The sequence below is a fragment of the Pseudogemmobacter hezensis genome (assembly GCF_013155295.1).
GTDB lineage: Bacteria > Pseudomonadota > Alphaproteobacteria > Rhodobacterales > Rhodobacteraceae > Pseudogemmobacter > Pseudogemmobacter hezensis.
This window is the reverse complement of the sequence record NZ_JABJXT010000003.1, coordinates 123,185-145,475: the sequence shown is the minus strand read 5'-3', so window position 1 is coordinate 145,475 and position 22,291 is coordinate 123,185. Positions and strand designations below refer to the sequence as shown.

The following is a 22,291-nucleotide window of genomic DNA, read 5'->3' as shown; positions in this document are numbered from 1 at the left end:
CCCACGAAAACCCACGGTTTCCTAGATTTCTCCATCTTCTCGGCAGCCGTCATCGTCGCTCATAAACTTGAGAATGTGGAACCCCTTCGCCAAAAAAGCCCCTGAGGCCGAAACGAAATCGCTCACCAGCGCTGCCAGCTGGTGGGAGTTGATCACGGGCGCCGCTCCGACTGCGGCTGGGATCACGGTCACCGCCTCGGAGGCGATGCGGGTTCCGGTGGTCGCGAACGCGGTGCAGCTGATCTCGGAAGCCGTGGCCTCGCTCGACGTGTTCGTGAAGCGGATTGAGGGCGGCACGGAAACCGACGACGAAGCCCACCAGTTGCTGCCGCTCCTGCGCGATGAGGTCAACGGCTGGACCAGCTCCTTCGAGTTCTTCCGCCAGATCGTGATCGACGCGCTCACCCTCGATCAAGGCGGCATGGCGCTGGTGGTTCGCGCCGATGACGGGCGGCCGCTCGAAATCATCCGATACACGCCGGGAATTCTGGTGGTTGATATCGATCAGACCACGGGCGAGCGGACCTACAAACTTAACGCCCAGACCATCCCCGCCCAGAACGTGATCCACCTCCTGTCGCCGCTCGGGCGCGCGCCGCTGACGCTGGCGCGGGAGGCCATCGCGGTTGCGGTTGCATTGGAGCGCCACGCCGCCCGCCTGTTCACGAATGGCGCGCGCCCGTCTGGTGCGTTGATGATGCCGGCTAAGCTCGGCGAGGATGCCGTGAAGCGCATCATCAGCGCGTGGCGCGCCACCCACGAGGGCAGCGGGAAGGATGGCAGGACGGCGGTTCTCTACGATGGGGCCACCTTCACGCCGTTCGCATTCAGCTCGACCGATGCCCAGTTCCTCGAGAATCGCCGCTTCCAGATCGAGGAGCTGGCCCGGATCTTCAACATCCCGGCCCCGATGGTCGGGGATCTGTCCCGCGCTACCTGGTCAAACAGCGAGCAGAAGGGCCGCGAGTTCCTGTCCTACACGCTGGAGCCGTGGCTCCGGGGGCTGGAAGGCGCGCTGCGCCGCGCGCTGTTCCTGCCCGAAGAGCGCGGCTCGCATGTGATCCGTTTCGACCGGGACGATCTGACCCGCGCGGATCTGGCCACCCGCGCCACGGTGATCAACTCGTTGATCGCCTCTCGCACCATCAACAACAACGAAGGCCGCCAGTGGCTGGGCCTGCCGCCGCGCGAAGGCGGTGACGAGTTCCTGAACCCCAACATCTCACAGGGCAATCAGGAGACCGGAAAAGAAAACCCCAACCCGAAACAAGAACACCCTGAACCCGGAAAAGAGAAAGCCCATGAACCTGAGTGAGGTTGCCAATATCTCTGAAGACCAGGACCGGGGCCGCTGGCTCGATCTGCTTGACCTGCGCGACGGCAAGCCGGTCGGCATCCGGCTGCTGATCGCTGGCCCGGATAGCTCGGCGCAGGCCCGCGCCCGTCTGAAGCTCGCCGATGAACTGGCGGACATGGCCGATGATGAGGGCCGGGTCTCGGGCGAGAACCGCGAGATCTGCCGGCTGCGCAACCTCGCCCGCTGCATCCTGAACTGGGAAGCCAGCGAAGACGGCCAGCCCGTTCCCTTCAGCTTCGACGCGGCGCTGCGCCTTCTGAAGGCGGGCCGCTGGGTGCAGGAACAGGTCGACGATTTCGCCGGCTCGCGCCGCGCCTTTGCGCAGGGCGGTGCCTGATGGACCGGATCGAGATCGAGACCAAGTTCCAGTCGGACGATACCGGCACGATTTCCGCGCTCGCCTGGCCCTTTGCTACACCTGACCGGGTCGGCGACATGATCGAGAAGGGCGCCTTCGCGGGCGTCACCCTGCCGATCCCCATGCTGTTCGGCCATGACCAGAATGACCCCATCGGCGTCTGGGAGGAAGCCGAGGAGAAGGCGGACGGGCTGCACCTCAAGGGCCGATTGCTGGTCGAGGATCTTCCCCGCGCCCGTGAGGTCCGCGCCCTGGTGCAGGCCGGGGCCGTGCGCGGGATTTCAATCGGCTTCCAGACGATCAAAGCCCTGCCCCGCAAGCCGCGCGGTCGCAACATCTCTGCCCTGAATCTCATGGAGGCGTCTCTCGTGACGCTGCCCATGCACCCCGGCGCGCGGGTCACCAGCGCGAAAGATGCGGTCTGCGCGCTGCGCTACACCGCTGCCCTTCAACGCGCCACGGCGCAGCTTGCCCAGAGGTAATATGAAACACGTTTTCCGCCACCAGCTGCTCGCCAGCACCGCCCTTTGCCTGAAAGGCGAAGAGGATGATCCCGCCGATATGGTCACCAAAGCCATCGGCGATCTGACCAAGACCGTCGAAACGAAGATGACCGAGATGGGCGCCCGGATCGACAAGATCGAGGCGAAGGCGAACCGCCCCGATCCCGGCGACAAGAAGAAGGCCGAGGATGAACCTTCGGTCGAGCGCAAGGCCTTTGCCGCCTATCTCAGCCGGGGTGATGCGATCTCGGAAGAGGACAAGAAGGCGCTGACCGTCGCCAGCAACCCCGATGGCGGCTATCTCGCCCCGCCGGAGCTGTCTTCGGAGATCATCCGCGATCTGGTCGAATATTCGCCGATCCGCTCGGTCGCCTCTGTGCGCGGCACCACTGCGCCCTCGACGATCTACCCGACGCGCGGCGACCTGACCAATGCCAAATGGGTCGGCGAAACGCAGGAGCGCAAGGAATCGGGGATCACCTTCGGCCAGAAGGAACTGGCGGTGAAGGAGCTCGCCACCTTCGTCGATATCTCGAACCGCCTGTTGTCGGATGCGCCTCAGGCCGAGGCCGAGGTCCGCGCCGCCCTGGCCGAAGATTTCGGGAAGACGGAAGCCACTGCCTTCGTCTGGGGACAGGGCGGGCTGGAGCCGGAGGGCTTCATGCGCCATGACAAGATCGAGGAAACGGTTAGCGGTGCGGCGGGGACGGTCACCGCCGATGCGCTGATCACGCTGCTCTACGCCATGCCCGCGACCTATCGCAATGCTGGCACCTGGGCGATGAACGGCACCACGCTCGGCATCCTGCGCAAGCTGAAGGATGGTCAGGGCAATTTCCTCTGGCAGCCCAGCTATCAGGTTGGCCAGCCGGAAACCCTGCTCGGGCGCCCGGTGGTCGAGATGATCGACATGCCGGATATCGCCGCCGGGGCCTTCCCGATCATTTATGGCGATTTCTCGGGCTACCGGATCCTCGATCACACGGGCCTCGACATCCTCGTCGATCCCTTCACCCGCCGCACCAACGGCATGACCCGGATCCATGCCAATCGCCGGGTCGGCGGCGGCGTTCTACAACCCGCAAAGTTCCGCAAGCTCAAGATCGCTGCGGCCTGAGGAGACCCTGACGATGATGCGTGATCTCTTTTCCGATATCGGCACGGTGCTGGCGCTTGCGCCCGCCGTCCAGACCGCCGCCGTTACCGGCCCGGCCATCGACCTCAAGGGCGTGGGGCGCGTGGCCTTCGCCCTGACCACCGGGGCCGTCGCCGGTTCCGGTGACTTCGGCGTCACCCTGCAGGAGAGCGATGACGGCGCGACCGGCTGGGCCGATGTCGCGGCGGATCAGGTGCAGAGCAATGCGCCGGAAACGCTTGCGGCCTCGGCTACGGTGAAGCTCGGCTATCTCGGCTGGAAGCGCTTTGTCCGGCTGTCGCTCACCAAAGAGGGTGGCACCTCGATTGCGGCGGGCGCGGTGGCGATCCTCGGCAGCACCGCTGACCGCCCGGTGCCCTGATGCCTTCGAAGCCGCCCCGGATCTGTCGCTGCGGCCACAGGGTCGCACCGAAGATCCTTTGCCCCTGCGAGGCGAAGCGGGCGGCAGAGCGGAAGGCCCGTTTTGACAAGGGCAGGCCTTCCGCCACGCAGCGCGGGCTTGGTGCCGACTGGCGCAAGGTCCGCGATGCACACCTCGAACGGCACCCGCGCTGCCGCATCTGCGGCGAGGATGAGGGGTCTCTCGAGGTGGATCACATCAAACCCCGGCGGGTCGCACCAGAGCGGCGCCTCGATCCGACAAACCTGCAAACGCTCTGCAAACCCTGCCATTCCCGCCTGAAGCAACGCGAGGAACGGCGCAACACCCAGAGGTAATTCATATGGGTATCTACGCGACCAATGGCGCAAAGCTCTACATCGGCGGGGTTATCTCTCTCCCGTCTGGCGATCTGCAACAATCTGACTTCACCGGGGAAACCTGGGTGCAGATCAAGGAAACCGAAAATCTAGGCACTGTGGGCGATACCTCGGCGGAAATCCCGTTCGACAGCATTGATCAGAACCGGACGCGGCGCCTGAAAGGCACCCGGAACGCGGGCACCATGGAGGTGATCTGCGGCCTCGATTATTCTGATCCGGGTCAGCTCGCTTTGCTTGCCGCAGAAAAAGAGCGCTTCGATTACGCCTTCCGCCTTGTCCTGAATGACGCGCCGCCCGGGGGCACCCCTTCGGAGCGCATGTTCGCGGCGGCGGTCGGATCGGTCGCGGAAGCATTCGATGCTGCGAACAATGTCATGAAGCTTAACGCCTCGCTTTGGGTCAACAGCAACTCGGTCAAGATCAATGCAGCGCCTGGCGGCGGCGGCTGATCCATGGCTATCGTCACCACCGACCAGCTGAAAGAGCAGCTCGCCTTCACCGATGACATGGGCGCGGTGGATGGTGATCTGCTGGGCCGGAAGGCTGCGGCGGCGCAGGATCTGATCGAGCGCCGCCTTGGCTTCAAGATCGCGGAGCGCTTCGGCGGCACGGATCAGGAGGCGATTCCGCCCGCGCTGATCGAGGCGGTCCTGATGCTGGCGGCCTGGTGGTATGAGACCCGCGAGACCGCCGGCGACAATTCGCGTGAGGTGCCTTTTGGCGTCTCGATGATCATCGACGATTTCCGGGACTGGAGCTTCTGATGGCGGATGATGGTGGCCTTTCCAGCTTCCAGCGCCGGATGCGCGCGATCCCGGAAGCGGCGCGCGCGGCGACACAGGTGGTTCTGGTGAAACAGGCCGATGCCATGGCCGATACCATGCGCAGCCTTGCTTCGGTCGATGAGGGCGACCTGCGCACCAGTATCGCTGTCACCGAACCGGGGCAGGCCACGCCGCCCTATTCGCAGCCTGGCGGCGCGACGGTCATTCCCGAGAACATGGCGGCGGTGACGGTCGGCAATACCAATGTGCGTTACCCGCATCTGGTCGAATACGGCACCACGAAAGCTGCGGCGCAGCCCTTTTTCTGGCCCGCCTTCCGCCTGCACCGGGCAAAAGCGCTGCGGGCCATCAAACGCGGCATCGGCGCTGCGATCAGAAAGGCAAGATGATGGAACGCGCGGTGCAAGTGGCGATCCGCGACCGGCTGGTTGCAACGCCTGCCGTTGTCGCCTTGGTGCCGGCGGCGAAGATCCGCGATGTCGGTATTCGCCCGAAGGATTTCCCGACGATTGCCCTGGGCGAAAGTCAGGCGGTGGATGAGGGCACGAGCCTCGCCCGCCTGCATGTGCGCGTCTTCCATACCCTGCATGTTTGGGTGAAAGAGCCGACGCTGGAACAGGTCAAGGTGATCTGCGCCGCGATCCGCAAAGCGATCCATGCCGGCCGTCTCGATCTCGGGCCGGGGCTGCATTGCGCCGATGCGCTGGTGTCCTCGATGCGCCAGATTCGCGATCCTGACGGCGAAACTTCGCATGGCGTGGTGACGGTCGAGGTTCTGGTTTCGGAGGATCAGGCATGAAGGCCGGAAAGCTTTCGCGCGTGGTGAAGATCCAGCGTATGACCGAGACCCTGAATGATGCGGGAACGCCGGTAGAAACTTGGGCGGATCTCGCCACGCTGCGGGCCGAGAAGGTCGAGCAAAGCACCACGGAATTCATCCGGAACTATGGCCCCGGTGATGAAGCGCTGGCCGTGTTCCGCACCCGTTTCATTCCGGGCGTGACCAATGCCGACCGGCTCGTGTTCGCGGGCCAGAATTTCAACATCAAGGAAATCGTCACCCTCGGCCGGGATCGGGGATACGAGTTCCGTTGCGTGAGGTTTTCGTGATGCGCGGAAGAAAGCCCCAGCATATCCGGATCGACCGGGACGCCCTGAAAGACATGCCTGCACCCGAGGAGATGGGCGACGATGCTGCCGCCGAATGGGAACGGACCCTGCCGATCCTCGCAGAACGCCGGGTCATGACAGAAGCCGATCTCGCGATGTTCGAAAGCTATTGCGTCATGGTGGGCCTTTCCCGCGAGGCCGAGCGCGATATCCGCGAAAACGGCATGAGCTTCAAAATCTACAAGGTCGATAAGGACGGCGATTCCGTCATGACCGGCATCCGGAAAAACCCGGCAATCTCGATCCTCTCCGACACGATCAACAAGGCGCGGCTTCTGGCGGCCGAACTGGGATGCACCCCGGCCTCGCGCTCGCGTCCGTCGATCGAGGAGAATGACGGGGCGCAGCGCGACCTCTGGAGCGAGGGTCTGGTTTCGACGGTGAACGGGGGGCGCGCCTGATGCTGCGCCCTGCATGGATCGACGACGACAGCGATATCCCTGACCCGCTCGGGCATGGTGAGGCCGCGGTGCAATGGCTCCGCAAGCTCTTGCACCCGAAGAGCCGCCTTCCCGGCCGCGCCGTGCAGCTGGACCGCTGGCAGGAACGGATGATCCGCAAGATTTACGGCCCGCGCCATCCGGACGGGTCGCGCATGGTGCGCCGGGTTGTGCTGATCGTGCCGCGCGGCAACCGCAAGACCGCGCTTTGCGCCCTGCTGACCCTGCTGCACCTGATGGGGCCGGAGCGCGCTTTTGGCCAGCGGGTCTATTCCGCCGCCTCGGCGCAGGAACAGGCGCGGGAACTGTTCCGCGAAGCTTCGATGATCATCCAGAACGATCCCGAACTGCGCCGGCACCTGACCGTCACCGATCACACATCCGAGGTGAAGTGCCCGAAGATCAGCTCGGTTTACAAAGCGCTTTCCGGCGAGGGCAAATCGCACCACGGCCTGACGCCGAATGTCGTCATTGCCGATGAGATCCATGTCTGGCAGGGGCGCCCCGGGCTTCTCCTCTGGGAAGCGCTGGAATCGGCCATGGTCAAGGTCGCTGAAACGCTGCTGATCATCGCCTCGACCTCGGGGCGCGGCCAGGACAATCTTGCGTGGAAGCATGTCGAATATGCGATCAGGGTTCAGAAGGGCGAGATCGAGGATCCGGCCACGCTGCCGGTTATCTTCATGGCAGAGGCCGATGACGACTGGCAGGACGAAGAGTTGTGGCATGCCGTCAATCCCGGCCTCGAGCATGGTTATCCCGATCTCGACGCATACCGGGACAAGGCGCAGAAGGCGCTGAATTCCCCGTTCGAGCGGGACAGCTTCCTTCAGTTCAACCTCAACCGCTGGCTCGACCAGTCCACTTCACCCTTTGTCGAGATGACAATCTGGGACGAGGGCGCGCATGAGGTCGATCTGGAGGATCTGGAAGCGCGGCAGGTGGAATGCTGGCTGGCGGTCGATCTGTCCAAGAATGAGGATCTGACTTGCTGTGTCGCGGTGTTCCGGGATGGCGATACCTATGATGTGCATCCCGTGTTCTTTTGCCCAGAGGATAACCTCCGCACCCGGGGCGAATATCACGGCGTGGATTATGTCGGCTGGGCCGAACAGGGTCTGATCATCCCGACGCCCGGGAATGTGGTGGATCAGCGGGCCGTCGAGGAACATATCCGCGAGCTTTGCGCCCGGTTCAATGTGCAGGAGATCGCCTTCGATCCGCATATTGGCCGGCTGATGATGGCGAGCCTCGGCGATGACGGTTTTCCGGTCGCTGAGTTCCGGCAGGGCTGGGTCAGCATGGCGCCCGCCGTGATGGAACTGGAACGCGCGATCCTCGCCCGCGCGCTGCGCCACAGCGGCAACCCGATCCTGCGCTGGAACTTCGCCAATATTCAGGTCGAGACCGACAAGGCCGGAAACAGGATGTTCCACAAGGGTAAGTCCGGAAACAAGATTGATGGCGCGGTTGCGACCGCGATGGCGGTGGCGCGCGCCGCTGCCGGTGAAACCCAGTTCATCACCTCGCAGGACTGGTTCAACGAAGACATGTTGATTGCATAGGGGGCAGGCATGAGCCAGTCAGCGGATGAACGCCTTGTGGTGATGCTCGAGGCCCGGGTCTCGGAATTCGAAAAGCGGATGCGCAAGGCCGAGGGCACCGGCACCCGGTCTTATACCCGCCTGCGGCAAGGATCGCGCGGCGCCACTGCCCAGATGGAAACGGATATGCTCCGCTCGACAACGCGCATCAACCAGGCGCTGGCCTCGACCGGCACGAAGATCGGCAGCTTTGCCAAAACCTTCGCCCTGGGGTTTGCAGGTGGTGCCGTCACCGCCGCGTTGGCGGGTCTGACCTCGGGCCTGCACCAGACAGTGCGCGGTATTGCTCAGGTCGGGGATGAGGCTAAGCGCTCGGGTCTCAGCCTTCAGGCGTTCCAGGAATGGAAGTTCGTCGCAGAACAGAACCGGATCGGCATCGACGCGCTGGTCGATGGGTTCAAAGAACTGAACCTGCGAGCCGATGAGTTCATCGTAACGGGCGGCGGGTCGGCGGCCGAGGCGTTCAACCGACTCGGTTTCACGGCACAAGACCTGAAGAAGAAGCTGAAAGACCCTTCTGCCCTGATGCTGGAAATCATCGGCCGGCTGGAAGGCCTCGACAAGGCGGCGCAGATCCGGATCGCGGATGAGCTTTTCGGTGGCACCGGGGGCGAACAGTTCGTCCAGTTGCTCGATCAGGGCGAGGCTGGGATCAGGAAGGCCATCGAAACCGCGCATGAGTTCGGTGGGGTTTTGTCGCGGGAGATGTTCGACAAGGCCGATGAACTGGACCGGAAATGGCAAGCCGTCACCAGCGCCATCGGCGCGGGTTTTCAGAAAGCGGCGGTTCACACGGCTGATTTCATCACATGGATTGTAGGGCTGCAAAACAGCCTTGATGACCTTTTGGGCGATGAGGGCCGTGCGCGCACCATTCTCGGGAACGAAGTCTATGATGATCTGAAGAAGAACCAGCAGGCCGTCGATGATAACGTTGAGGCCATTGAAGGGCTGGATCAGGCCGTCTTCGATATGGTCTGGTCTTTGCGCGAGATGGTGGGCGGGTTGACTGATGCCGCTCAGGAGGCCGCTGCGCTTGGAAATACGGATCTTGAAGCGAAGCTGATAGCGCTCGCTGCCGAGATGCGGACGCTCCACGATCAGTTTGAACAGGGTGATATCACAGCAGAGCAACTCGCCCTCGGGCTTGTCGATGTGCGAGACCGCGCTGCCGAGGCATTCAGCACCCTATCAGAAGCGGACAAGATTTCCATGGCCGGGGCAATCGAGGATGTGCTCTCGCTGGCCGATGGGCTGATGTATGCTGTCGGCATGGCACGGAGTCTTGCGGGCTGGCTGGCCCATGTCGCAGGCATTGACACCTCGAACGTCACCACGGGCACCCCTCTCCAGGGCGGCGCGGCTGCAAACATGCCGCCCACCTTTGACAGCGACATGCCGTCCAGCCCGCGCCCCAACTGGCGAGACAATACCGTCGATCTGGGGGACACCGGAAACACGGGCGGCGGCGGTCGTGGTGGTCGGGGCGGCGGTGGCCGTTCTCGCGACGAGTTTGCCGAGGCGATGGAACAGACCCGCGAGCAGATCGCCATGCTGGAGGCCGAGACAATGGCCTTCCTGTCGGCCGCCGATGCGCGCGGTGATTATGCCGGCGCGGCGGATTACGCGAAGAAGAAGGCCGAACTTCTGATGGCGGCGCAAAAGCAGGGGATTGCGATCACGCCCGAGCTCACGGCGCAGATCGAGGCGCAGGCCCGTGCCTATGCCACGGCTGGCCTGGAGGCGGAAGCGGCGGCCGAGAAGATGCAAAAGATCGAGGAGGCAACCGAGCGCGGCAAGGATGCCCTTGGCAGCATGTTCGATTCCATCCTCGACGGCAGCAAGAGCGCGAAGGAAGCGATTGCCGATCTTCTGATGGAAATCGCGAAAGCCCAGTTCAAGGCCGCGATGTTCAAGATGATCGAAGGCATGGGCGGCGGCGGGCTGTTCAGCTTCGTCGGCAACCTTCTGGGCGGCAGCTTCGACGGCGGCGGCTATACCGGTGACGCGCCGCGCTCTGGCGGGCTGGACGGTAAAGGCGGGTTCCTCGCAATGATGCACCCGCGCGAGACGGTGGTAGATCACACGCGCGGCCAGAGCGCCGGCGGCGGTTCCTCGCAGGTCGATGTGCGGGTTTCGGTGGATCAGGATGGTAACTGGCAGGCGGCAGTCGAGCGGATCTCGACCCGCACCGCTGGCAATGTGGTGGGGAAGGCTGCGCCGGGTATTGTCGGAAAATCGGTCTCATCCTCTATGCAGGCTTCACGCCGGTCTAAAACCGCTTTCGGTATCCGCTGATGCGCCGCCTGTCCCGCCAGCTCAGTGCTGCCGTCACCGCCGCCTTGAAGGGGGAGAACGTCCGCCCGCCAGAGGCAGGCCGGCTCCTTTGGAACACGTTTCAGCGCCTGAGCCTGACCCGCACCTATCACCCCGCTGGCCCGAACGCGCTTCAGCCCTCGGAGGTGGAAGCATATTGCCGGATGATGCGCCTTGCCCTGGAGCCGCGTCACATCTCGATCCTGATGGAGATGGATCGCGCCTGGCTGGATCAGGCCTATGCCAAAAACCAGCGCGCGCCCGAGGGCATGAAGACCTTGCCGCAAAGGTCCAGCCAGCCTCTGACCGCTGCTCTTGCCGATCTGGTTCTGGGGTGATCGGAGCCGCTCACCCCATATTATCGAGCCTGGCCGAGGCGCGGGTTTTATTATCGAGCCATGAGCGCTGAGGCTCGATAATATGGATTTGGAGGCTGGTTTTGCCGTTAACCCTATATTGTCGGATCTTTCGCGGTCGCAGCATTGGACGTCGGAAAGATGGCTTCTTATCCAGATCCCGTCAAAACAACCGCTCAGGACAAGAAGCCCTGCTCAGCCTTCATGGCATTATCCAGCGCATGATCCATCGCCTTGATGCCACCTAATTGCTGATGGATCATCTGCTCCGCGGCCCCCTTCTTCGCATGAAGAGACTGGATGATGAAGTCCCACTGGCGAAGGTTTCCGCGCGGGACCTCTGCAAACTCCTTCATGAGCTTCTCAGGGGCCCACGCTGCCACCGCGATCTCGTAGCCAGCTATCATTTCGTCCAGCTTGCTGCCTGCTATATCTGGGAATGGTGTGCCTGGTGGTGTGCTGGCGGTCCAACGTTGTCTCACCCGAAGGGCCTCCCATTTCAGAGTTTGGGATGCGATCCCCAGCTGCGTTGAGACATCGTTTGCAATTTTCATAGCTTCAGTGCGGCGGTCGCTGATCTTTGCTTCAATAGACTGACCAAGGCCAAGGGCAGAGAGTATCAGAGAAACAATATCCATTTACTTCACCTTCCTGAAAATTACTCGAGGGAAGCCTTGTCGATATGACCGTGGGACACTTGGACTCGTTCTCCAATACCGACCACTCCGCGTGACATTAGCCTGGCCCAGACTGGATGCCCGTTTTCGTCTTTTTTGTTCGAGGACCAGATATACCGCACCTCTGCGGTGATGCAGTCGTATTCGACATGCAGGATTTTCGCGAGATAGCGATGGTGAAATCCAAAACCGAGATACTCAACCTCAATCAGTTGCCCGACGTCTACGGAGCCGGGTTCGAACGTGTTGAAGATCTGATAGGCCATTGCTCAGGTCCAGTCCTTCGGTTTGCGAGTAGCCTCGCGCGGGTTAATTACTGGTTCTATTACAGGTTAGTGTCCGGGCAGCCGGACACGGAAAGTGCTGAAAATCGGACACGGGCCGGGTCCGACAGGCCGGACACAGGGGGGGCTCCTTTAGCCCGGGATCGGTGCCAGATTTGCTGGGTTGGGCAGCTTGCTCTCACGAACGTGCAAGTAGACCATATCCAGTTCGTGAGCGTGTCCACTACGTAGCAATTCTATCCCGAAGTGCCGTTTCACGACTTCAAAGTTAGCCTCTCGGCCATGTAATCTGATGTGCAGAATGTCTCCCGCTACTGGCACCGGATCAAGGAGCAGATACTCATACTCGCCAGACTTGGGTTTCCCCTCAATACCAACGATACAAACGCGGGTCATTTGGTTTCCTTCCTCTCTTCCAACACCTGGCGGATGAATTCCGGGCGGGTGGGTTCGGGGGTCTGTTTGGCGCGCTCGGTGTCGACCCAGTCGAGCAGGTCAGGGTGCAAGCGCACACCGATGAGGGTGCCCTTGCCGGTTGGGGCAGGGCCGCGTTTCCCTTTTCGGGTTATCACAGTTTTTTCTTGCTCGACCATACTAACCGGGTTATCACAATAATCGGGCCGAAGGAAGTTTGCACCTTCACTCCGGCCCTAACCGAAACACTGATCATTGGAGGATCAGAGAATGGCTATCACCAGCCATAACGGCCCGGCCATGCCTGTGGCAAGCCTGCACGAAATCGCCGACATGCTCACCCTCGCACTGGACGCGACCGAGAGCGCCTCGGGCTATCCCCAGCACATCCGCGAGGCTCGCAGCTACTGCCGGCGCGCCCTGCGCCAGACCGAGCGTCTGATGGGGGTGGCCCAATGAAGCGCCGCCAGTTCATCACCGCCGCCCCGGTTGCTGCGCTCGCCCCGCTGGCCGTTTGTGAGGCGCCGTCGGTCGCTGCGCCGGCCCCTGCGGAAAATCCGGCTCTGCTTGCGCTTGGGCAGGAACTCCCCGGCGTGGAGGCGGCTTATCACAATGCCTGCACGGCCTGGGATGCGATGTGGCGTGAGTGGCATCCGCAATGGCCGCTGGCCCCGGATCCGTGTGTTGTGCAAGGCGGCGGGTGGATCGGAGAGATCGAGCGGGATCTTAATGGCTCTGGCCTCGTCCGCCCCGGGCAGGACAAGCCAATGCGCCGTCTTGAACTTCACAACATGGAAAGTCGCCGGGACAGCATGCTCGCTGCGCTTGCCCGGGATGCAAAGCGCAAGAAGCCTTCGTCGAGGCGGACGCTGAACTACTGGCAAAGTGAGATAGACCGGGCGGAACTGGGGATTGCGCTTCTGCCGGGGTATTTGTCGGAATGCGAGCGCATCAGGAAAGCCTCGGATTTTGAGGCGCTGGAGGCTGCCCGTGTCGCGGCTCGGGATCGGATGTTCGATTTTGCCAGGCAGGTTCTCGGGGAGCCGGCCGCCACTATCGAAGGGGTGCGGATCAAGGCGCGGGCGGTTGCCGCACTTGGGAACTTGCGGCCCTATGACGCGACCTGGGGCAACCTCAGGGACATGACTGGCCCGAAGGGTCACATGGGTGCGATGCTCGGGAGGGCGCTTCTGGAGGTCCTGATGTGATTGACCGTAGCTGTTGGCGATGGTATATCCATTGCTGACAGCTATGGAGTTGAGCAATGAAAACCTACACCCACACGCCTGCTGATGTTCGTGCCGTGTCATTCTGGTCGCCGGAGCTGCTCCGCGACTATCGCTTGAAGGGCTATCTCGAGCCCTATGGAGAGAAAGGCGCAAACGGTCACTGGCTCTATTCGGGCCGCGACCTTGTTGCATTCTGGGTTGCCGAAATTCTTCACGGGCGGGGCAAGCAGCTCGATCTGCCCGTGAAGGGCGAGCGGCCCATGGATCTGAAGCGCCTCTTCGAGCATTCGTGGATCATCGCTGAGTTCGTGGCGAAGCATATTGCAGGGCGTGATGCCCCGGTGTTCTGGGGGCATGGTGATGTCCGCAATGAGAAAGGGATGTCTCCGCACGGTGAGACGCTGTCTTTGAACCGCCCGATCCGGTTCAAGGCCAATACCTATGAGCAGATCGAGTCGCTCGACCTCTACGCAATGGATGTGGTGAACACCAAAGCCCTTGCTAGCTTCGCGTCGAGTGCCGTGTGCAAGATCGTTTCCGGCATGAACTTCGAGCCGGAGGCCTAATCCATGGACGCCAAAACTTTCACGGCATGGAATATCCCGGAACCCTTCCATGCTCTCCATATGCTTATCTTGCGTGAGCCGGATGGCGAGGATGACGACAACCGATATTACCGCAAGCACCTCTATATGATTGATGCGGATGCCGAGGGCGGAAAAGTTCTGTTGAAACGCGGTCCCCGAATTACCTTTCCGAAGTTTTACAAGGTCGAATCCGAGACGGCAGCCTGATTCATGTGGAAAACGTGAATCAGGTGCTTTGGATTTTCACTGAGATAGCCGATTATATCCCTGTGATCTTCTGGTTCTGAAAGTGCGAAAATCCGTATTTTTAGAAAAAGACAAGCTGAAACAAGATGATGAATGCCTGACTGATGCTGCCAAACCCGCTCCTTCCTCCGCATGTGTTGCCTGCCGAATTGGCGGCGCATTTGCGTATGTCGGAGCGGGCAGTTGAAGACAAGATCAAGGAACTCGGGACTTACTGCAAGCTCGGAAAAACTAAAGTGATGCTGCTCCACCATGTCGCAGCCTTTATGGAGGCGATTGAATGTCGCTCACAATCTTCAAGCGCGGTCGGATCTGGCATTACCGGGGCACAGTCGCCGGCCGGGAATTACGAGGCACTACGCGAGCGACTGACAAAGGGATCGCCCAAAGGATCGCCGCAGAACTCGAAGCGGCGGAATGGAAACGCCACCTCGACGGGCCGCACGCCCACGTAACCTTTGCCCAGGCGGCGCTGGCTTATCTGGAAGCCGAAAAGTCAGACCGCTTTATCGTGCCGATTGCGGATCACTGGAAAGATACCCTGCTGCGCGAGATCACCGCCGAGGGCATCCGCCAGTCGGCATTTAAGCTCTACCCGACCGCAAAGGGCGCGACGCGCAATCGGCAGGTGATCGTGCCGACGCAGGCGATCATCAACCACGCGGCGGGCCTGAACTGGTGCCAGCCGGTCAAGGTGAAACGCTTCCCGGTTGAGGTGAAGGTCAAGGAAATCGTGGATCCCGAATGGGCCGAGTCCTTCAGCGCTCACGCCTCGTTGCATCTGGGTGCGCTCTGCACCTTCATGCTGGGCACCGGGGCGCGGGCGGGGCAGGCGGTGGCGCTGACCTGGGGCAGGGTGGATCTGAACGCCGGCCGGGCGAATGTCCCGCTGTCCCGGAAGAACAATGAAGAGCATATGGTCCATCTGGCCGCTGAGGTGGTGGCCGCGCTGGAGGCGATCCCGAGCAACCGGAAGCCCGATGAGCTGGTCTTCGGCTATGAGCGCCGGGACAGTGTCTGGCAGCCGTGGAAGAAGGCGGTGGAGCGGGCCAAGCTGCCCTACCGCAGCCCGCATTGCTGCCGTCATGGCTTTGCCACGCTGCTCCTGCGGGCTGGTGTCGATGTGAAGACGGTGGCGGCGCGCGGTGGCTGGAAGGATGCCACGGTGGTCTTGCGGACCTATGCCCATGCGATTTCTGACCTGACCGTGACGGATGCGATATTCCGCACAAAATCCGCACAAAATGCGAAGCCTAAAAAATCAAGTGTTGGAAAAGAAAGAAAAAAATCCTCATGAACACTGTCCCTCGTTGGGGAGAGGTGTCCCACCTCGGCACCTACTCCTGCTTTTCGAACTGTGCAACAGAAATTTATGCGGCATTTTCCTTACCCCGCCATCGCCCCGTCAGTGGGCGTCTTGCAGTCTGCGCTGTCAGAATGACGCAAACACTTCGGCGTCAGGTTGCAACGCCGCCGTTGCAGGGCGAACGGAAAGCGCTTAGATGCTGGGTCATGGCCGCAAAACGCACTCCCTCCGGTCAGGGGCCGTCCCAGCGTCAGCTGCGGGTTGGCGAACTGATCCGACGCACCCTCTCTGATGTTCTGAACCGGGCCGAGATTCACGACCCGGAACTGAACGCCATGCCAATCACCGTCGGCGAGGTTTCCTGCTCGCCCGATCTCAAGGTGGCGACCGTCTACGTGATGCCGCTGCTGGGAACGGCGCCGGTGGAACAGGCGGTCAAGCTTTTGGCAAAGCACAAAGGCGAGCTGCGCCACCGGGTCGCGGCAGAGCTGACGCTGAAATATGCGCCGGATCTGCGCTTTCGCCCCGATGAGACATTCGATCGCCTGGATGAAACGCGGCGGCTGTTTTCCGACCCGAAGGTCCAGCGCGACATCGGAGGGCAGGCGGAGGACGAAGAGTGATCCGCCGCGCCCTTCTTGCGGCTGCAGCCCTGGCGACTTTTGGCGCAGGCGCGATCGGCGGGCTGTCTGCGGCCGGGGCCTCCAGCTGTCGCCAGCAGGTCTATGAAGAAACCTCTTACAGCCTTTGTGAGGTCACCGCCGCCGATGATCTGCGGCTTTTCCTGACCGGCCCGAACGGAAATTACGGCAATTTCAGAGCGATAGACCAGGCGTTGGCCGCTGAGGGCAAGGCGCTTGGCTTTGCGATGAATGCGGGCATGTATCACCGCGACCGCTCGCCCGTTGGGCTTTATATTGAGGATGGTGTCGAAAAACATGCCATCGTGACGGCCGCCGGACCGGGCAATTTCGGGCTTTTGCCCAATGGGGTTTTCTGCTGGGCGGATGGCAGTTTTTACATCACCGACAGCCGGAAATTCGAGCCGATTCGCGGCAATTGCCGCTATGCAACCCAGTCTGGCCCGATGCTGGTGATCGACGGAAAGCTGCATCCGCGTTTTCTGAAGGACAGCGATTCGACCTATTTGCGCAATGGCGTCGGCGTTGATGAGGCGGGCACCCGCGCGGTCTTTGTCATGAGTGATCGTGCCGTGAACTTCCATCAGTTTGCGCGGTTTTTCCGTGACGGGCTGGGGCTGAAAAACGCGCTTTATTTCGACGGCAATATTTCCCGCCTTTACGCGCCCGAGCTGGGGCGGCATGACGGCGGCTTCTCGATGGGGCCGATTGTGGGCACCGTCATCGATTCGGCTGCCGTTAAGGAATAGACATGGCGAGAACGCGCAAGGGACGCCCGGTGCATGGCTGGGTGATCGTCGATAAGCCCGCCGGAATCGGCTCTACCGATGTCGTCAACAAGGTGAAATGGGCGTTTCAGGCGCAAAAAGCGGGCCATGCCGGCACGCTTGACCCTGATGCGACCGGCGTTCTGGCCGTCGCCCTGGGCGAGGCCACCAAATGTGTGCCCGTCGTCGCCGATGCGCTGAAATGCTATCGCTTTCGGGTCCGTTTTGGGGCTGCGACCAGCAGCGATGATGCCAGCGGCACTGTCTTGCAAACCAGTGACCTGCGCCCCTCGGATGCGCAGATAGAGGCGGCCCTGCCCGCCTTTCGCGGTGACATCATGCAGGTTCCGCCCCAGGTCTCGGCCGTGAAGGTCGACGGCGAACGCGCCTATGATCTGGCCCGCGAAGGTGTCGAGATGGAGCTGGCCGCCCGCCCGCTTTGGGTCGACAGCCTGACCGTTCTGGGGCGGCCCGATGCCGATCATGTGGATCTGGAAATGGTCTGCGGCAAAGGCGGCTATGTGCGCGCGATCGCCCGCGATCTGGGGCAGGTTCTGGGATGCCTGGGCCATGTGGCCTGGCTGCGGCGCGAATGGTCGGGCCCGTTTGAGGCGCAGCGGGCGGTGACAATGGAGCAGATCGAGGCCCTGGCGCGCCAGGACGCAATCGACACGCTTTTGGCACCGCTGGAGCTGGCGCTGGCCGACCTGCCAGAGCTGAAAGCCACCCCGGAAGGGGCTGTTCGGCTGAAAAATGGCAATCCAGGCCAGGTACTGACCCATATCCCCTATGGCGATGAGGCCTGGGCCAGCTTTGACGGGCGGGCGCTGGCGCTTGGCCGTTATATGGGCGGCGAGCTGCATCCGGCCCGCGTGTTCAATCTGTAAGATCAGCCTTTTGTGGCTGCCCTTTGCCTGTGCTGCCCTTGCCCGGCGGCACAGGCTTTTCCCGGTCAGGGGCTGCGGCTGGCTTAACCGCGCAGGCACTCGCCATAAGACAGCCAGCGAAACTGGCATTCAGCAAACAGACCGGACCACTGCCCGACCTGTCTATGGATTTCTGCCCTGATCTGCCCGACATCCCGAAATCGGGCAGGTATCAGGCGGCGATCAGCCTGACTTCTTCGGCGTCGATATGGCCGTTCACCTCGGCCACAACAAAACCGTCAATACTGATCAGAGACGTGCTTCCCCCCTCTGGCTGGCTGATGGTGATTGCAGGGGATGTGTGAACGGCGGGATCATAGACAAGCACGATTTGATCGTCGTCTGCGTTGTAATCGGTGATCGTCGCCATCCCGCCCTCATCCAGCCACCTGGTCAGGACGAATGTATCATTCCCTGCGCCACCATTCCCGTAATCACCAGAGCCAAGATAGAGCACATCATCGCCGTCACCGCCGTTCAGGAAATCAACCGCAGAATCGTCACCACCTTCAGGGAAGGCCCCCCAGAGCGTGTCATTTCCAGCGCCGCCATCCAGGGTGTCCGAGCCGCTGCCACCGATCAGCAGGTCATCACCTTCCCCCCCCCAAAGCCAGTCATCCCCCTGGTCGCCAAGCAGCGTATCGTCCCCCTCACCGCCCAACAGCGTGTCATTGCCGGCACCGCCTAAGAGCAGATCATCGCCCTCATGGCCCATCAGCCGATCGTCGCCATCCTCACCGTAGAGTGTGTCATTGCCGGCATCGCCATGCAGCTCATCATTGCCCGCACCGCCATAGGCCAGGTCGTCGCCTGCCCCGGCATTGACGATATCGTCACCTGCCCCGCCATAGATCGAATCTGCCCCATCGAGGCCGTTGATCTGATCGCCACCCGCACCGCCATAGATCAGATCGGCATCGTCACTGCCGTCCAGCAGATCATCTGCCGCCGTGCCATTGAGGGTGGCCTGCGTCGCGTCATCACCGGCCGCATCCGTCGCACCGTCCGCAGTGACTGGTCCCCCGACTGCCCCCCCGACTGGCCCCGGCACGGGTACGGGTACGGGAACGGGCACCGAGCCCGGCACATCGCCATCTGTCAGATCGTCACCCGTCAGATCGGGCGCACCCTCGCCCGGTTCCGCGCCATCGCTGCCGCCGCCACCGGGTGACCAAAGACCGGGATTTCCGCCACCAAAGCGGAACGGGTTCACGCCGCGAAACGGATCCTCGGCCGTATCGTCGTCATCCAAAAGGTTTCCGCCACCCTGAGAATCGTCATCATGGCCATTCTCATCGTCTTCGTCGTCATCGGACTGGCGTGTCATCCAGCCATCAACTGCGGCGCCGGCAAAAACCACCCCCAGCAATCCAAGCAAACCAAGCATGACCGCACCTCATAAGGGGCCACCTCGCAGGCGCCCGTTAACCAATATTTCTGTTAACTATTTGACGTATATGGAAACTTATCTCCGAAAAAATACCACGTATGGTGGAAATCTCAAAGCGCGCACTATGGTTAAGTTGTGATAATTCGGCAGCGCTCTGTTTCCCAAAGCGTCGTTTTGGCGAAAAATCAGGCCGCGCCCCCGTCAAAGGGCCGACCAGGGACACCAGGGATCGTTACAAAGCGCCCGGCATTGGGGCTTTCATTTTCAGGCGATTCCCTCTATGGACGCATATCCTGTCTCGCGGCTTAACGCTTCCTGGCAGGATATTAAGGGCCCTGCTGGACGACATCCCGGCTTGTGCCGTCTCTCGCAACCCCGAAAGGAGCATCCGATGTCGATCACTGTCGAAGAAAAAGCCCGCCTGATCAAGGAATACGCGACCAAAGCCGGTGACACCGGTTCGCCCGAAGTACAGGTTGCAATCCTGTCCTCGCGCATCGCCACCCTGACCGAGCACTTCAAATCGCACAAAAAAGACAACCACTCGCGTCGTGGTCTGCTGATGCTGGTCGCGCAGCGCCGTAAGCTGCTGGACTATCTGAAAGCAAAAGACGAAGGCCGTTACAGCTCGCTGATTTCGCGCCTCGGCCTGCGCCGCTAAGTCAAAGACCGGAACTTCCGGTCTGGTTTTCCGACACCCGTGCCGCAAGGCGCGGGTGTTTTGCATTCCGCACCCCTGCCCGCCCCCCCTGCCCGGGCACATGGGCCACCCAGATCGGCCACCCAAATGGAGCGCCCAGATGGAGCGCACCGGCAAAGCAAAAGGCCCCGGATCTCTCCGGGGCCTTTCGAATTACCGAAGCTGGGCTCAGCCCTCGGCTTCTTCTTTCTTCTCGGTGATTTCCTCACCGGTTTCCTGGTCGACCATCTTCATGCCCAGACGGACCTTGCCGCGATCATCGAAGCCAAGCAGCTTCACTTTGACTTCCTGGCCCTCTTTCAGGATCTCATTCGGGTGTTGCAGGCGCTTATTGGCGATCTGCGACACGTGAACCAGACCGTCACGCTTACCGAAGAAGTTCACAAAGGCACCGAAATCGACCAGTTTGACGACTTTGCCGGTGTAGATCTTGCCATCTTCCGGCTCTGCCACGATCGACCAGATCATGTCATAGGCCTTCTTGATCGCATTCGCGTCATTCGACGCGATCTTGATCATGCCGTCATCATTGATGTCGACTTTCGCACCCGAGGTCTCGACGATCTCGCGGATCACCTTGCCGCCCGAGCCGATCACTTCACGGATCTTGTCGGTCGGGATCGACATGGTCTCGATCTTCGGTGCATAGGCCGAGAAGCCCTGCGGGGCCGAAAGCGCGGCATTCATCTCGTTCAGGATGTGCAGACGGCCGTCTTTGGCCTGGGCCAGAGCCTGCGCCATGATCTCAGGCGTGATGCCTGCGACCTTGATGTCCATCTGCATGGTGGTGATGCCAGCCGCGGTGCCCGCAACCTTGAAGTCCATGTCGCCGAGGTGATCCTCATCGCCGAGGATGTCGGTCAGAACCGCCCAGCGGCCATCGTCTTCCAGGATCAGGCCCATAGCCACACCAGCCACCGGCGATTTCAGCGGCACACCCGCATCCATCATCGAAAGCGAACCGCCGCAGACCGAAGCCATGGACGAAGAGCCGTTCGATTCGGTGATTTCCGACACGACGCGGACGGTATAGGGGAAGTCGGTCGCAGCCGGCAGAACCGCCTGCAGCGCGCGCCATGCCAGCTTGCCATGGCCGATTTCACGGCGACCGGGCGAGCCCACGCGGCCAACTTCACCAACCGAATAGGGCGGGAAGTTGTAATGCAGCAGGAAGTTCGAACGGTAGTTGCCGTTCAGCGCGTCGATGATCTGCTCATCCTCGCCGGTGCCCAGCGTGGTGACCACGAGGCCCTGGGTTTCCCCGCGGGTGAACAGAGCCGAGCCATGCGCACGCGGCAGGATGCCGTTTTCGCAGAAGATCGGACGCACGGTTTTGTTGTCACGACCGTCGATCCGGGCGCCACCATTGATGATGTCACCGCGCAGAATGCCCGATTCCAGCTTTTTGATCGCCGAGCCAAGGTTCTTGTCGGCAAGATCCTCTTCCGAAAGCGCCTCTTTGATCGCCTTGACGGCGGCCGAGATCGCATTGGTGCGCTCTTGCTTGTCGCGGATGGCGAAAGCGGCGCGCATCTGGGCCTCACCGGCGGCAGCAACGCGACCATAAAGCGCCGAGTAATCCGGGGCCTGGAAGTCGAAGGGCTCTTTCGCGGCATCTTCGGCGAGGTCGATGATCAGATCGATCACCGGCTGCATCGCGTCATGGCCGAATTTCACCGCGCCGAGCATTTCCTCTTCGGTCAGCTCATAGGCCTCGGATTCCACCATCATCACGGCGTCTTTGGTGCCGGCGATGACCAGATCCAGGCGCTGCTCCGGGTTGTTGCGCAGCTGGGTCATGTCGTCCATGGCCGGGTTCAGCACATATTGGCCGTTCGAGAAGCCAACGCGCGCCGCACCGATCGGGCCCATGAAAGGCACGCCCGAGATGGTCAGCGCAGCCGAAGCCGCGATCATCGCCACGATGTCGGGATCATTCACCAGGTCGCAGGACAGAACGGTCGCCATGACCAGAACTTCGTTGCGGAAGCCCTCAACGAAAAGCGGGCGGCAGGGACGGTCGATCAGACGCGAGACCAGCGTTTCCTTTTCCGAAGGACGCGCCTCACGTTTGAAGAAGCCGCCAGGGATCTTACCGGCGGCGTAGTATTTTTCCTGATAATGCACGGTCAGCGGGAAGAAGTCCTGGCCTTCCTTTGCGGTTTTGGCAAAGGTCACATTGGCCATGACCTGGGTCTCACCCAGGGTCGCAATCACCGAACCATCGGCCTGACGCGCAACTTTCCCAGTCTCCAGGGTCAGCGTTTCATTGCCCCACTGGATCGACTTTTTAGAGATTTTGAACATTCATTTTCCT

Annotated in this window: 29 protein-coding genes; 24 read left to right on the top strand and 5 right to left on the bottom strand. The window is 61.6% G+C overall.

The genetic code is table 11. From position 1 onward, the window contains the following. Positions 1-73: 73 nt before the first annotated feature. The 15 genes from HOY34_RS04580 to HOY34_RS04510 are packed head-to-tail and all read left to right on the top strand — an operon-like array spanning position 74 to position 10,789. A complete protein-coding gene (locus tag HOY34_RS04580) occupies positions 74-1,315 on the top strand; it encodes a phage portal protein (RefSeq protein ID WP_172360286.1) in 1,242 nt (413 codons plus the stop codon). Then, positions 1,302-1,694, top strand: a complete 393-nt coding sequence (locus tag HOY34_RS04575; protein WP_172360284.1) for a hypothetical protein — start codon at positions 1,302-1,304, stop codon at positions 1,692-1,694. Before HOY34_RS04580 ends, HOY34_RS04575 begins: the two co-directional genes overlap by 14 nt. Next, positions 1,694-2,197, top strand: a complete 504-nt coding sequence (locus HOY34_RS04570) for an HK97 family phage prohead protease (RefSeq protein WP_172360282.1) — start codon at positions 1,694-1,696, stop codon at positions 2,195-2,197. Before HOY34_RS04575 ends, HOY34_RS04570 begins: the two co-directional genes overlap by 1 nt. A 1-nt stretch (position 2,198) precedes the next feature. Continuing rightward, complete coding sequence (locus HOY34_RS04565; RefSeq protein WP_172360280.1) at positions 2,199-3,335, top strand: phage major capsid protein; 1,137 nt, start codon at positions 2,199-2,201, stop codon at positions 3,333-3,335. Between the two features lie 13 nt (positions 3,336-3,348). Continuing rightward, positions 3,349-3,735, top strand: coding sequence for a hypothetical protein (locus HOY34_RS04560; RefSeq protein WP_253944205.1), 387 nt, complete (start codon positions 3,349-3,351; stop codon positions 3,733-3,735). Beyond that, on the top strand, positions 3,735-4,091 hold the full coding sequence (locus tag HOY34_RS04555; protein ID WP_172360278.1) for an HNH endonuclease: 357 nt from the start codon (positions 3,735-3,737) through the stop codon (positions 4,089-4,091). Before HOY34_RS04560 ends, HOY34_RS04555 begins: the two co-directional genes overlap by 1 nt. A 5-nt stretch (positions 4,092-4,096) precedes the next feature. After that, on the top strand, positions 4,097-4,585 hold the full coding sequence (locus HOY34_RS04550) for a hypothetical protein (RefSeq protein WP_172360276.1): 489 nt from the start codon (positions 4,097-4,099) through the stop codon (positions 4,583-4,585). A 3-nt stretch (positions 4,586-4,588) separates the two neighbouring features. After that, positions 4,589-4,900: a head-tail connector protein gene (locus HOY34_RS04545; RefSeq protein ID WP_172360274.1), complete on the top strand. Its 312-nt coding sequence runs from the start codon at positions 4,589-4,591 to the stop codon at positions 4,898-4,900. Next, positions 4,900-5,310: an HK97-gp10 family putative phage morphogenesis protein gene (locus HOY34_RS04540; protein ID WP_172360272.1), complete on the top strand. Its 411-nt coding sequence runs from the start codon at positions 4,900-4,902 to the stop codon at positions 5,308-5,310. Before HOY34_RS04545 ends, HOY34_RS04540 begins: the two co-directional genes overlap by 1 nt. Beyond that, positions 5,307-5,720, top strand: coding sequence for a DUF3168 domain-containing protein (locus tag HOY34_RS04535; RefSeq protein ID WP_172360270.1), 414 nt, complete (start codon positions 5,307-5,309; stop codon positions 5,718-5,720). Before HOY34_RS04540 ends, HOY34_RS04535 begins: the two co-directional genes overlap by 4 nt. Beyond that, on the top strand, positions 5,717-6,031 hold the full coding sequence (locus HOY34_RS04530; RefSeq protein WP_172360268.1) for a phage head closure protein: 315 nt from the start codon (positions 5,717-5,719) through the stop codon (positions 6,029-6,031). The genes HOY34_RS04535 and HOY34_RS04530 overlap by 4 nt, the downstream gene beginning before the upstream one ends. Further along, positions 6,031-6,492 carry a phage terminase small subunit P27 family gene (locus tag HOY34_RS04525; protein ID WP_172360266.1) on the top strand — a complete coding sequence of 154 codons (462 nt, stop codon included), beginning with the start codon at positions 6,031-6,033 and terminating at the stop codon, positions 6,490-6,492. The genes HOY34_RS04530 and HOY34_RS04525 overlap by 1 nt, the downstream gene beginning before the upstream one ends. Then, complete coding sequence (locus HOY34_RS04520; RefSeq protein WP_172360264.1) at positions 6,492-8,096, top strand: terminase large subunit; 1,605 nt, start codon at positions 6,492-6,494, stop codon at positions 8,094-8,096. The genes HOY34_RS04525 and HOY34_RS04520 overlap by 1 nt, the downstream gene beginning before the upstream one ends. A 9-nt stretch (positions 8,097-8,105) precedes the next feature. Continuing rightward, a complete protein-coding gene (locus HOY34_RS04515; RefSeq protein ID WP_172360262.1) occupies positions 8,106-10,433 on the top strand; it encodes a phage tail tape measure protein in 2,328 nt (775 codons plus the stop codon). After that, positions 10,433-10,789: a phage tail assembly chaperone gene (locus HOY34_RS04510; RefSeq protein WP_172360260.1), complete on the top strand. Its 357-nt coding sequence runs from the start codon at positions 10,433-10,435 to the stop codon at positions 10,787-10,789. Before HOY34_RS04515 ends, HOY34_RS04510 begins: the two co-directional genes overlap by 1 nt. 194 nt (positions 10,790-10,983) lie before the next feature. Here the strand turns inward: HOY34_RS04510 and HOY34_RS04505 are convergent, their stop codons facing one another. The 3 genes from HOY34_RS04505 to HOY34_RS04495 form a co-directional block, all read right to left on the bottom strand. Further along, positions 10,984-11,445: a hypothetical protein gene (locus HOY34_RS04505; protein ID WP_172360258.1), complete on the bottom strand. Its 462-nt coding sequence runs from the start codon at positions 11,443-11,445 to the stop codon at positions 10,984-10,986. Positions 11,446-11,465: 20 nt separating this feature from the next. Beyond that, complete coding sequence (locus tag HOY34_RS04500) at positions 11,466-11,750, bottom strand: hypothetical protein (protein WP_172360256.1); 285 nt, start codon at positions 11,748-11,750, stop codon at positions 11,466-11,468. 410 nt (positions 11,751-12,160) lie between these two features. Further along, positions 12,161-12,361, bottom strand: coding sequence for a hypothetical protein (locus tag HOY34_RS04495; protein ID WP_172360254.1), 201 nt, complete (start codon positions 12,359-12,361; stop codon positions 12,161-12,163). A 91-nt stretch (positions 12,362-12,452) separates the two neighbouring features. Here HOY34_RS04495 and HOY34_RS04490 point away from each other — a divergent pair, with 91 nt between their 5' ends. The 8 genes from HOY34_RS04490 (at position 12,453) to truB (ending at position 17,845) form a co-directional block, all read left to right on the top strand. Next, entirely contained in the window at positions 12,453-12,641 is a 189-nt protein-coding gene (locus HOY34_RS04490) for a hypothetical protein (RefSeq protein ID WP_172360252.1), read from the top strand. Further along, positions 12,638-13,390 carry a hypothetical protein gene (locus HOY34_RS04485; protein ID WP_172360250.1) on the top strand — a complete coding sequence of 251 codons (753 nt, stop codon included), beginning with the start codon at positions 12,638-12,640 and terminating at the stop codon, positions 13,388-13,390. The genes HOY34_RS04490 and HOY34_RS04485 overlap by 4 nt, the downstream gene beginning before the upstream one ends. 56 nt (positions 13,391-13,446) lie before the next feature. Next, a complete protein-coding gene (locus tag HOY34_RS04480) occupies positions 13,447-13,977 on the top strand; it encodes a hypothetical protein (RefSeq protein ID WP_172360248.1) in 531 nt (176 codons plus the stop codon). Positions 13,978-13,980: 3 nt separating this feature from the next. After that, entirely contained in the window at positions 13,981-14,205 is a 225-nt protein-coding gene (locus HOY34_RS04475; protein ID WP_172360246.1) for a hypothetical protein, read from the top strand. A 319-nt stretch (positions 14,206-14,524) separates the two neighbouring features. Continuing rightward, on the top strand, positions 14,525-15,541 hold the full coding sequence (locus HOY34_RS04470; RefSeq protein ID WP_172360244.1) for a tyrosine-type recombinase/integrase: 1,017 nt from the start codon (positions 14,525-14,527) through the stop codon (positions 15,539-15,541). 215 nt (positions 15,542-15,756) lie between these two features. Continuing rightward, positions 15,757-16,173: a 30S ribosome-binding factor RbfA gene (gene rbfA, locus HOY34_RS04465; RefSeq protein ID WP_172360242.1), complete on the top strand. Its 417-nt coding sequence runs from the start codon at positions 15,757-15,759 to the stop codon at positions 16,171-16,173. Next, positions 16,170-16,940 (top strand): phosphodiester glycosidase family protein, encoded by a 771-nt coding sequence (locus HOY34_RS04460; protein ID WP_172360240.1) that lies wholly within the window; start codon positions 16,170-16,172, stop codon positions 16,938-16,940. Before rbfA ends, HOY34_RS04460 begins: the two co-directional genes overlap by 4 nt. A gap of 2 nt (positions 16,941-16,942) precedes the next feature. Then, positions 16,943-17,845 carry a tRNA pseudouridine(55) synthase TruB gene (gene truB, locus HOY34_RS04455; RefSeq protein WP_172360238.1) on the top strand — a complete coding sequence of 301 codons (903 nt, stop codon included), beginning with the start codon at positions 16,943-16,945 and terminating at the stop codon, positions 17,843-17,845. A gap of 211 nt (positions 17,846-18,056) precedes the next feature. On the opposite strand, the gene HOY34_RS22280 is transcribed toward truB, so the two are convergent. Beyond that, a complete protein-coding gene (locus HOY34_RS22280) occupies positions 18,057-19,271 on the bottom strand; it encodes a calcium-binding protein (RefSeq protein WP_172360236.1) in 1,215 nt (404 codons plus the stop codon). Between the two features lie 394 nt (positions 19,272-19,665). Between HOY34_RS22280 and rpsO the strand changes: the two genes are divergently transcribed. Beyond that, positions 19,666-19,935, top strand: a complete 270-nt coding sequence (rpsO, locus tag HOY34_RS04445; RefSeq protein ID WP_172360234.1) for a 30S ribosomal protein S15 — start codon at positions 19,666-19,668, stop codon at positions 19,933-19,935. A 207-nt stretch (positions 19,936-20,142) separates the two neighbouring features. Here the strand turns inward: rpsO and pnp are convergent, their stop codons facing one another. Then, entirely contained in the window at positions 20,143-22,281 is a 2,139-nt protein-coding gene (gene pnp, locus HOY34_RS04440; RefSeq protein ID WP_172360232.1) for a polyribonucleotide nucleotidyltransferase, read from the bottom strand. Positions 22,282-22,291 lie beyond the last annotated feature (10 nt).

Excerpts from the sequence above, each read along its gene's own strand:
- HOY34_RS04580 (WP_172360286.1), top strand. The coding sequence starts at position 74 with ATGTGGAACCCCTTCGCCAAAAAAGCCCCTGAGGCCGAAACGAAATCG.
- HOY34_RS04575 (WP_172360284.1), top strand. The coding sequence starts at position 1,302 with ATGAACCTGAGTGAGGTTGCCAATATCTCTGAAGACCAGGACCGGGGC.
- HOY34_RS04570 (WP_172360282.1), top strand. The coding sequence starts at position 1,694 with ATGGACCGGATCGAGATCGAGACCAAGTTCCAGTCGGACGATACCGGC.
- HOY34_RS04565 (WP_172360280.1), top strand. The coding sequence starts at position 2,199 with ATGAAACACGTTTTCCGCCACCAGCTGCTCGCCAGCACCGCCCTTTGC.
- HOY34_RS04560 (WP_253944205.1), top strand. The coding sequence starts at position 3,349 with ATGATGCGTGATCTCTTTTCCGATATCGGCACGGTGCTGGCGCTTGCG.
- HOY34_RS04555 (WP_172360278.1), top strand. The coding sequence starts at position 3,735 with ATGCCTTCGAAGCCGCCCCGGATCTGTCGCTGCGGCCACAGGGTCGCA.
- HOY34_RS04550 (WP_172360276.1), top strand. The coding sequence starts at position 4,097 with ATGGGTATCTACGCGACCAATGGCGCAAAGCTCTACATCGGCGGGGTT.
- HOY34_RS04545 (WP_172360274.1), top strand. The coding sequence starts at position 4,589 with ATGGCTATCGTCACCACCGACCAGCTGAAAGAGCAGCTCGCCTTCACC.
- HOY34_RS04540 (WP_172360272.1), top strand. The coding sequence starts at position 4,900 with ATGGCGGATGATGGTGGCCTTTCCAGCTTCCAGCGCCGGATGCGCGCG.
- HOY34_RS04535 (WP_172360270.1), top strand. The coding sequence starts at position 5,307 with ATGATGGAACGCGCGGTGCAAGTGGCGATCCGCGACCGGCTGGTTGCA.
- HOY34_RS04530 (WP_172360268.1), top strand. The coding sequence starts at position 5,717 with ATGAAGGCCGGAAAGCTTTCGCGCGTGGTGAAGATCCAGCGTATGACC.
- HOY34_RS04525 (WP_172360266.1), top strand. The coding sequence starts at position 6,031 with ATGCGCGGAAGAAAGCCCCAGCATATCCGGATCGACCGGGACGCCCTG.
- HOY34_RS04520 (WP_172360264.1), top strand. The coding sequence starts at position 6,492 with ATGCTGCGCCCTGCATGGATCGACGACGACAGCGATATCCCTGACCCG.
- HOY34_RS04515 (WP_172360262.1), top strand. The coding sequence starts at position 8,106 with ATGAGCCAGTCAGCGGATGAACGCCTTGTGGTGATGCTCGAGGCCCGG.
- HOY34_RS04510 (WP_172360260.1), top strand. The coding sequence starts at position 10,433 with ATGCGCCGCCTGTCCCGCCAGCTCAGTGCTGCCGTCACCGCCGCCTTG.
- HOY34_RS04505 (WP_172360258.1), bottom strand. The coding sequence starts at position 11,445 with ATGGATATTGTTTCTCTGATACTCTCTGCCCTTGGCCTTGGTCAGTCT.
- HOY34_RS04500 (WP_172360256.1), bottom strand. The coding sequence starts at position 11,750 with ATGGCCTATCAGATCTTCAACACGTTCGAACCCGGCTCCGTAGACGTC.
- HOY34_RS04495 (WP_172360254.1), bottom strand. The coding sequence starts at position 12,361 with ATGGTCGAGCAAGAAAAAACTGTGATAACCCGAAAAGGGAAACGCGGC.
- HOY34_RS04490 (WP_172360252.1), top strand. The coding sequence starts at position 12,453 with ATGGCTATCACCAGCCATAACGGCCCGGCCATGCCTGTGGCAAGCCTG.
- HOY34_RS04485 (WP_172360250.1), top strand. The coding sequence starts at position 12,638 with ATGAAGCGCCGCCAGTTCATCACCGCCGCCCCGGTTGCTGCGCTCGCC.
- HOY34_RS04480 (WP_172360248.1), top strand. The coding sequence starts at position 13,447 with ATGAAAACCTACACCCACACGCCTGCTGATGTTCGTGCCGTGTCATTC.
- HOY34_RS04475 (WP_172360246.1), top strand. The coding sequence starts at position 13,981 with ATGGACGCCAAAACTTTCACGGCATGGAATATCCCGGAACCCTTCCAT.
- HOY34_RS04470 (WP_172360244.1), top strand. The coding sequence starts at position 14,525 with ATGTCGCTCACAATCTTCAAGCGCGGTCGGATCTGGCATTACCGGGGC.
- rbfA (WP_172360242.1), top strand. The coding sequence starts at position 15,757 with ATGGCCGCAAAACGCACTCCCTCCGGTCAGGGGCCGTCCCAGCGTCAG.
- truB (WP_172360238.1), top strand. The coding sequence starts at position 16,943 with ATGGCGAGAACGCGCAAGGGACGCCCGGTGCATGGCTGGGTGATCGTC.
- HOY34_RS22280 (WP_172360236.1), bottom strand. The coding sequence starts at position 19,271 with ATGCTTGGTTTGCTTGGATTGCTGGGGGTGGTTTTTGCCGGCGCCGCA.
- rpsO (WP_172360234.1), top strand. The coding sequence starts at position 19,666 with ATGTCGATCACTGTCGAAGAAAAAGCCCGCCTGATCAAGGAATACGCG.
- pnp (WP_172360232.1), bottom strand. The coding sequence starts at position 22,281 with ATGTTCAAAATCTCTAAAAAGTCGATCCAGTGGGGCAATGAAACGCTG.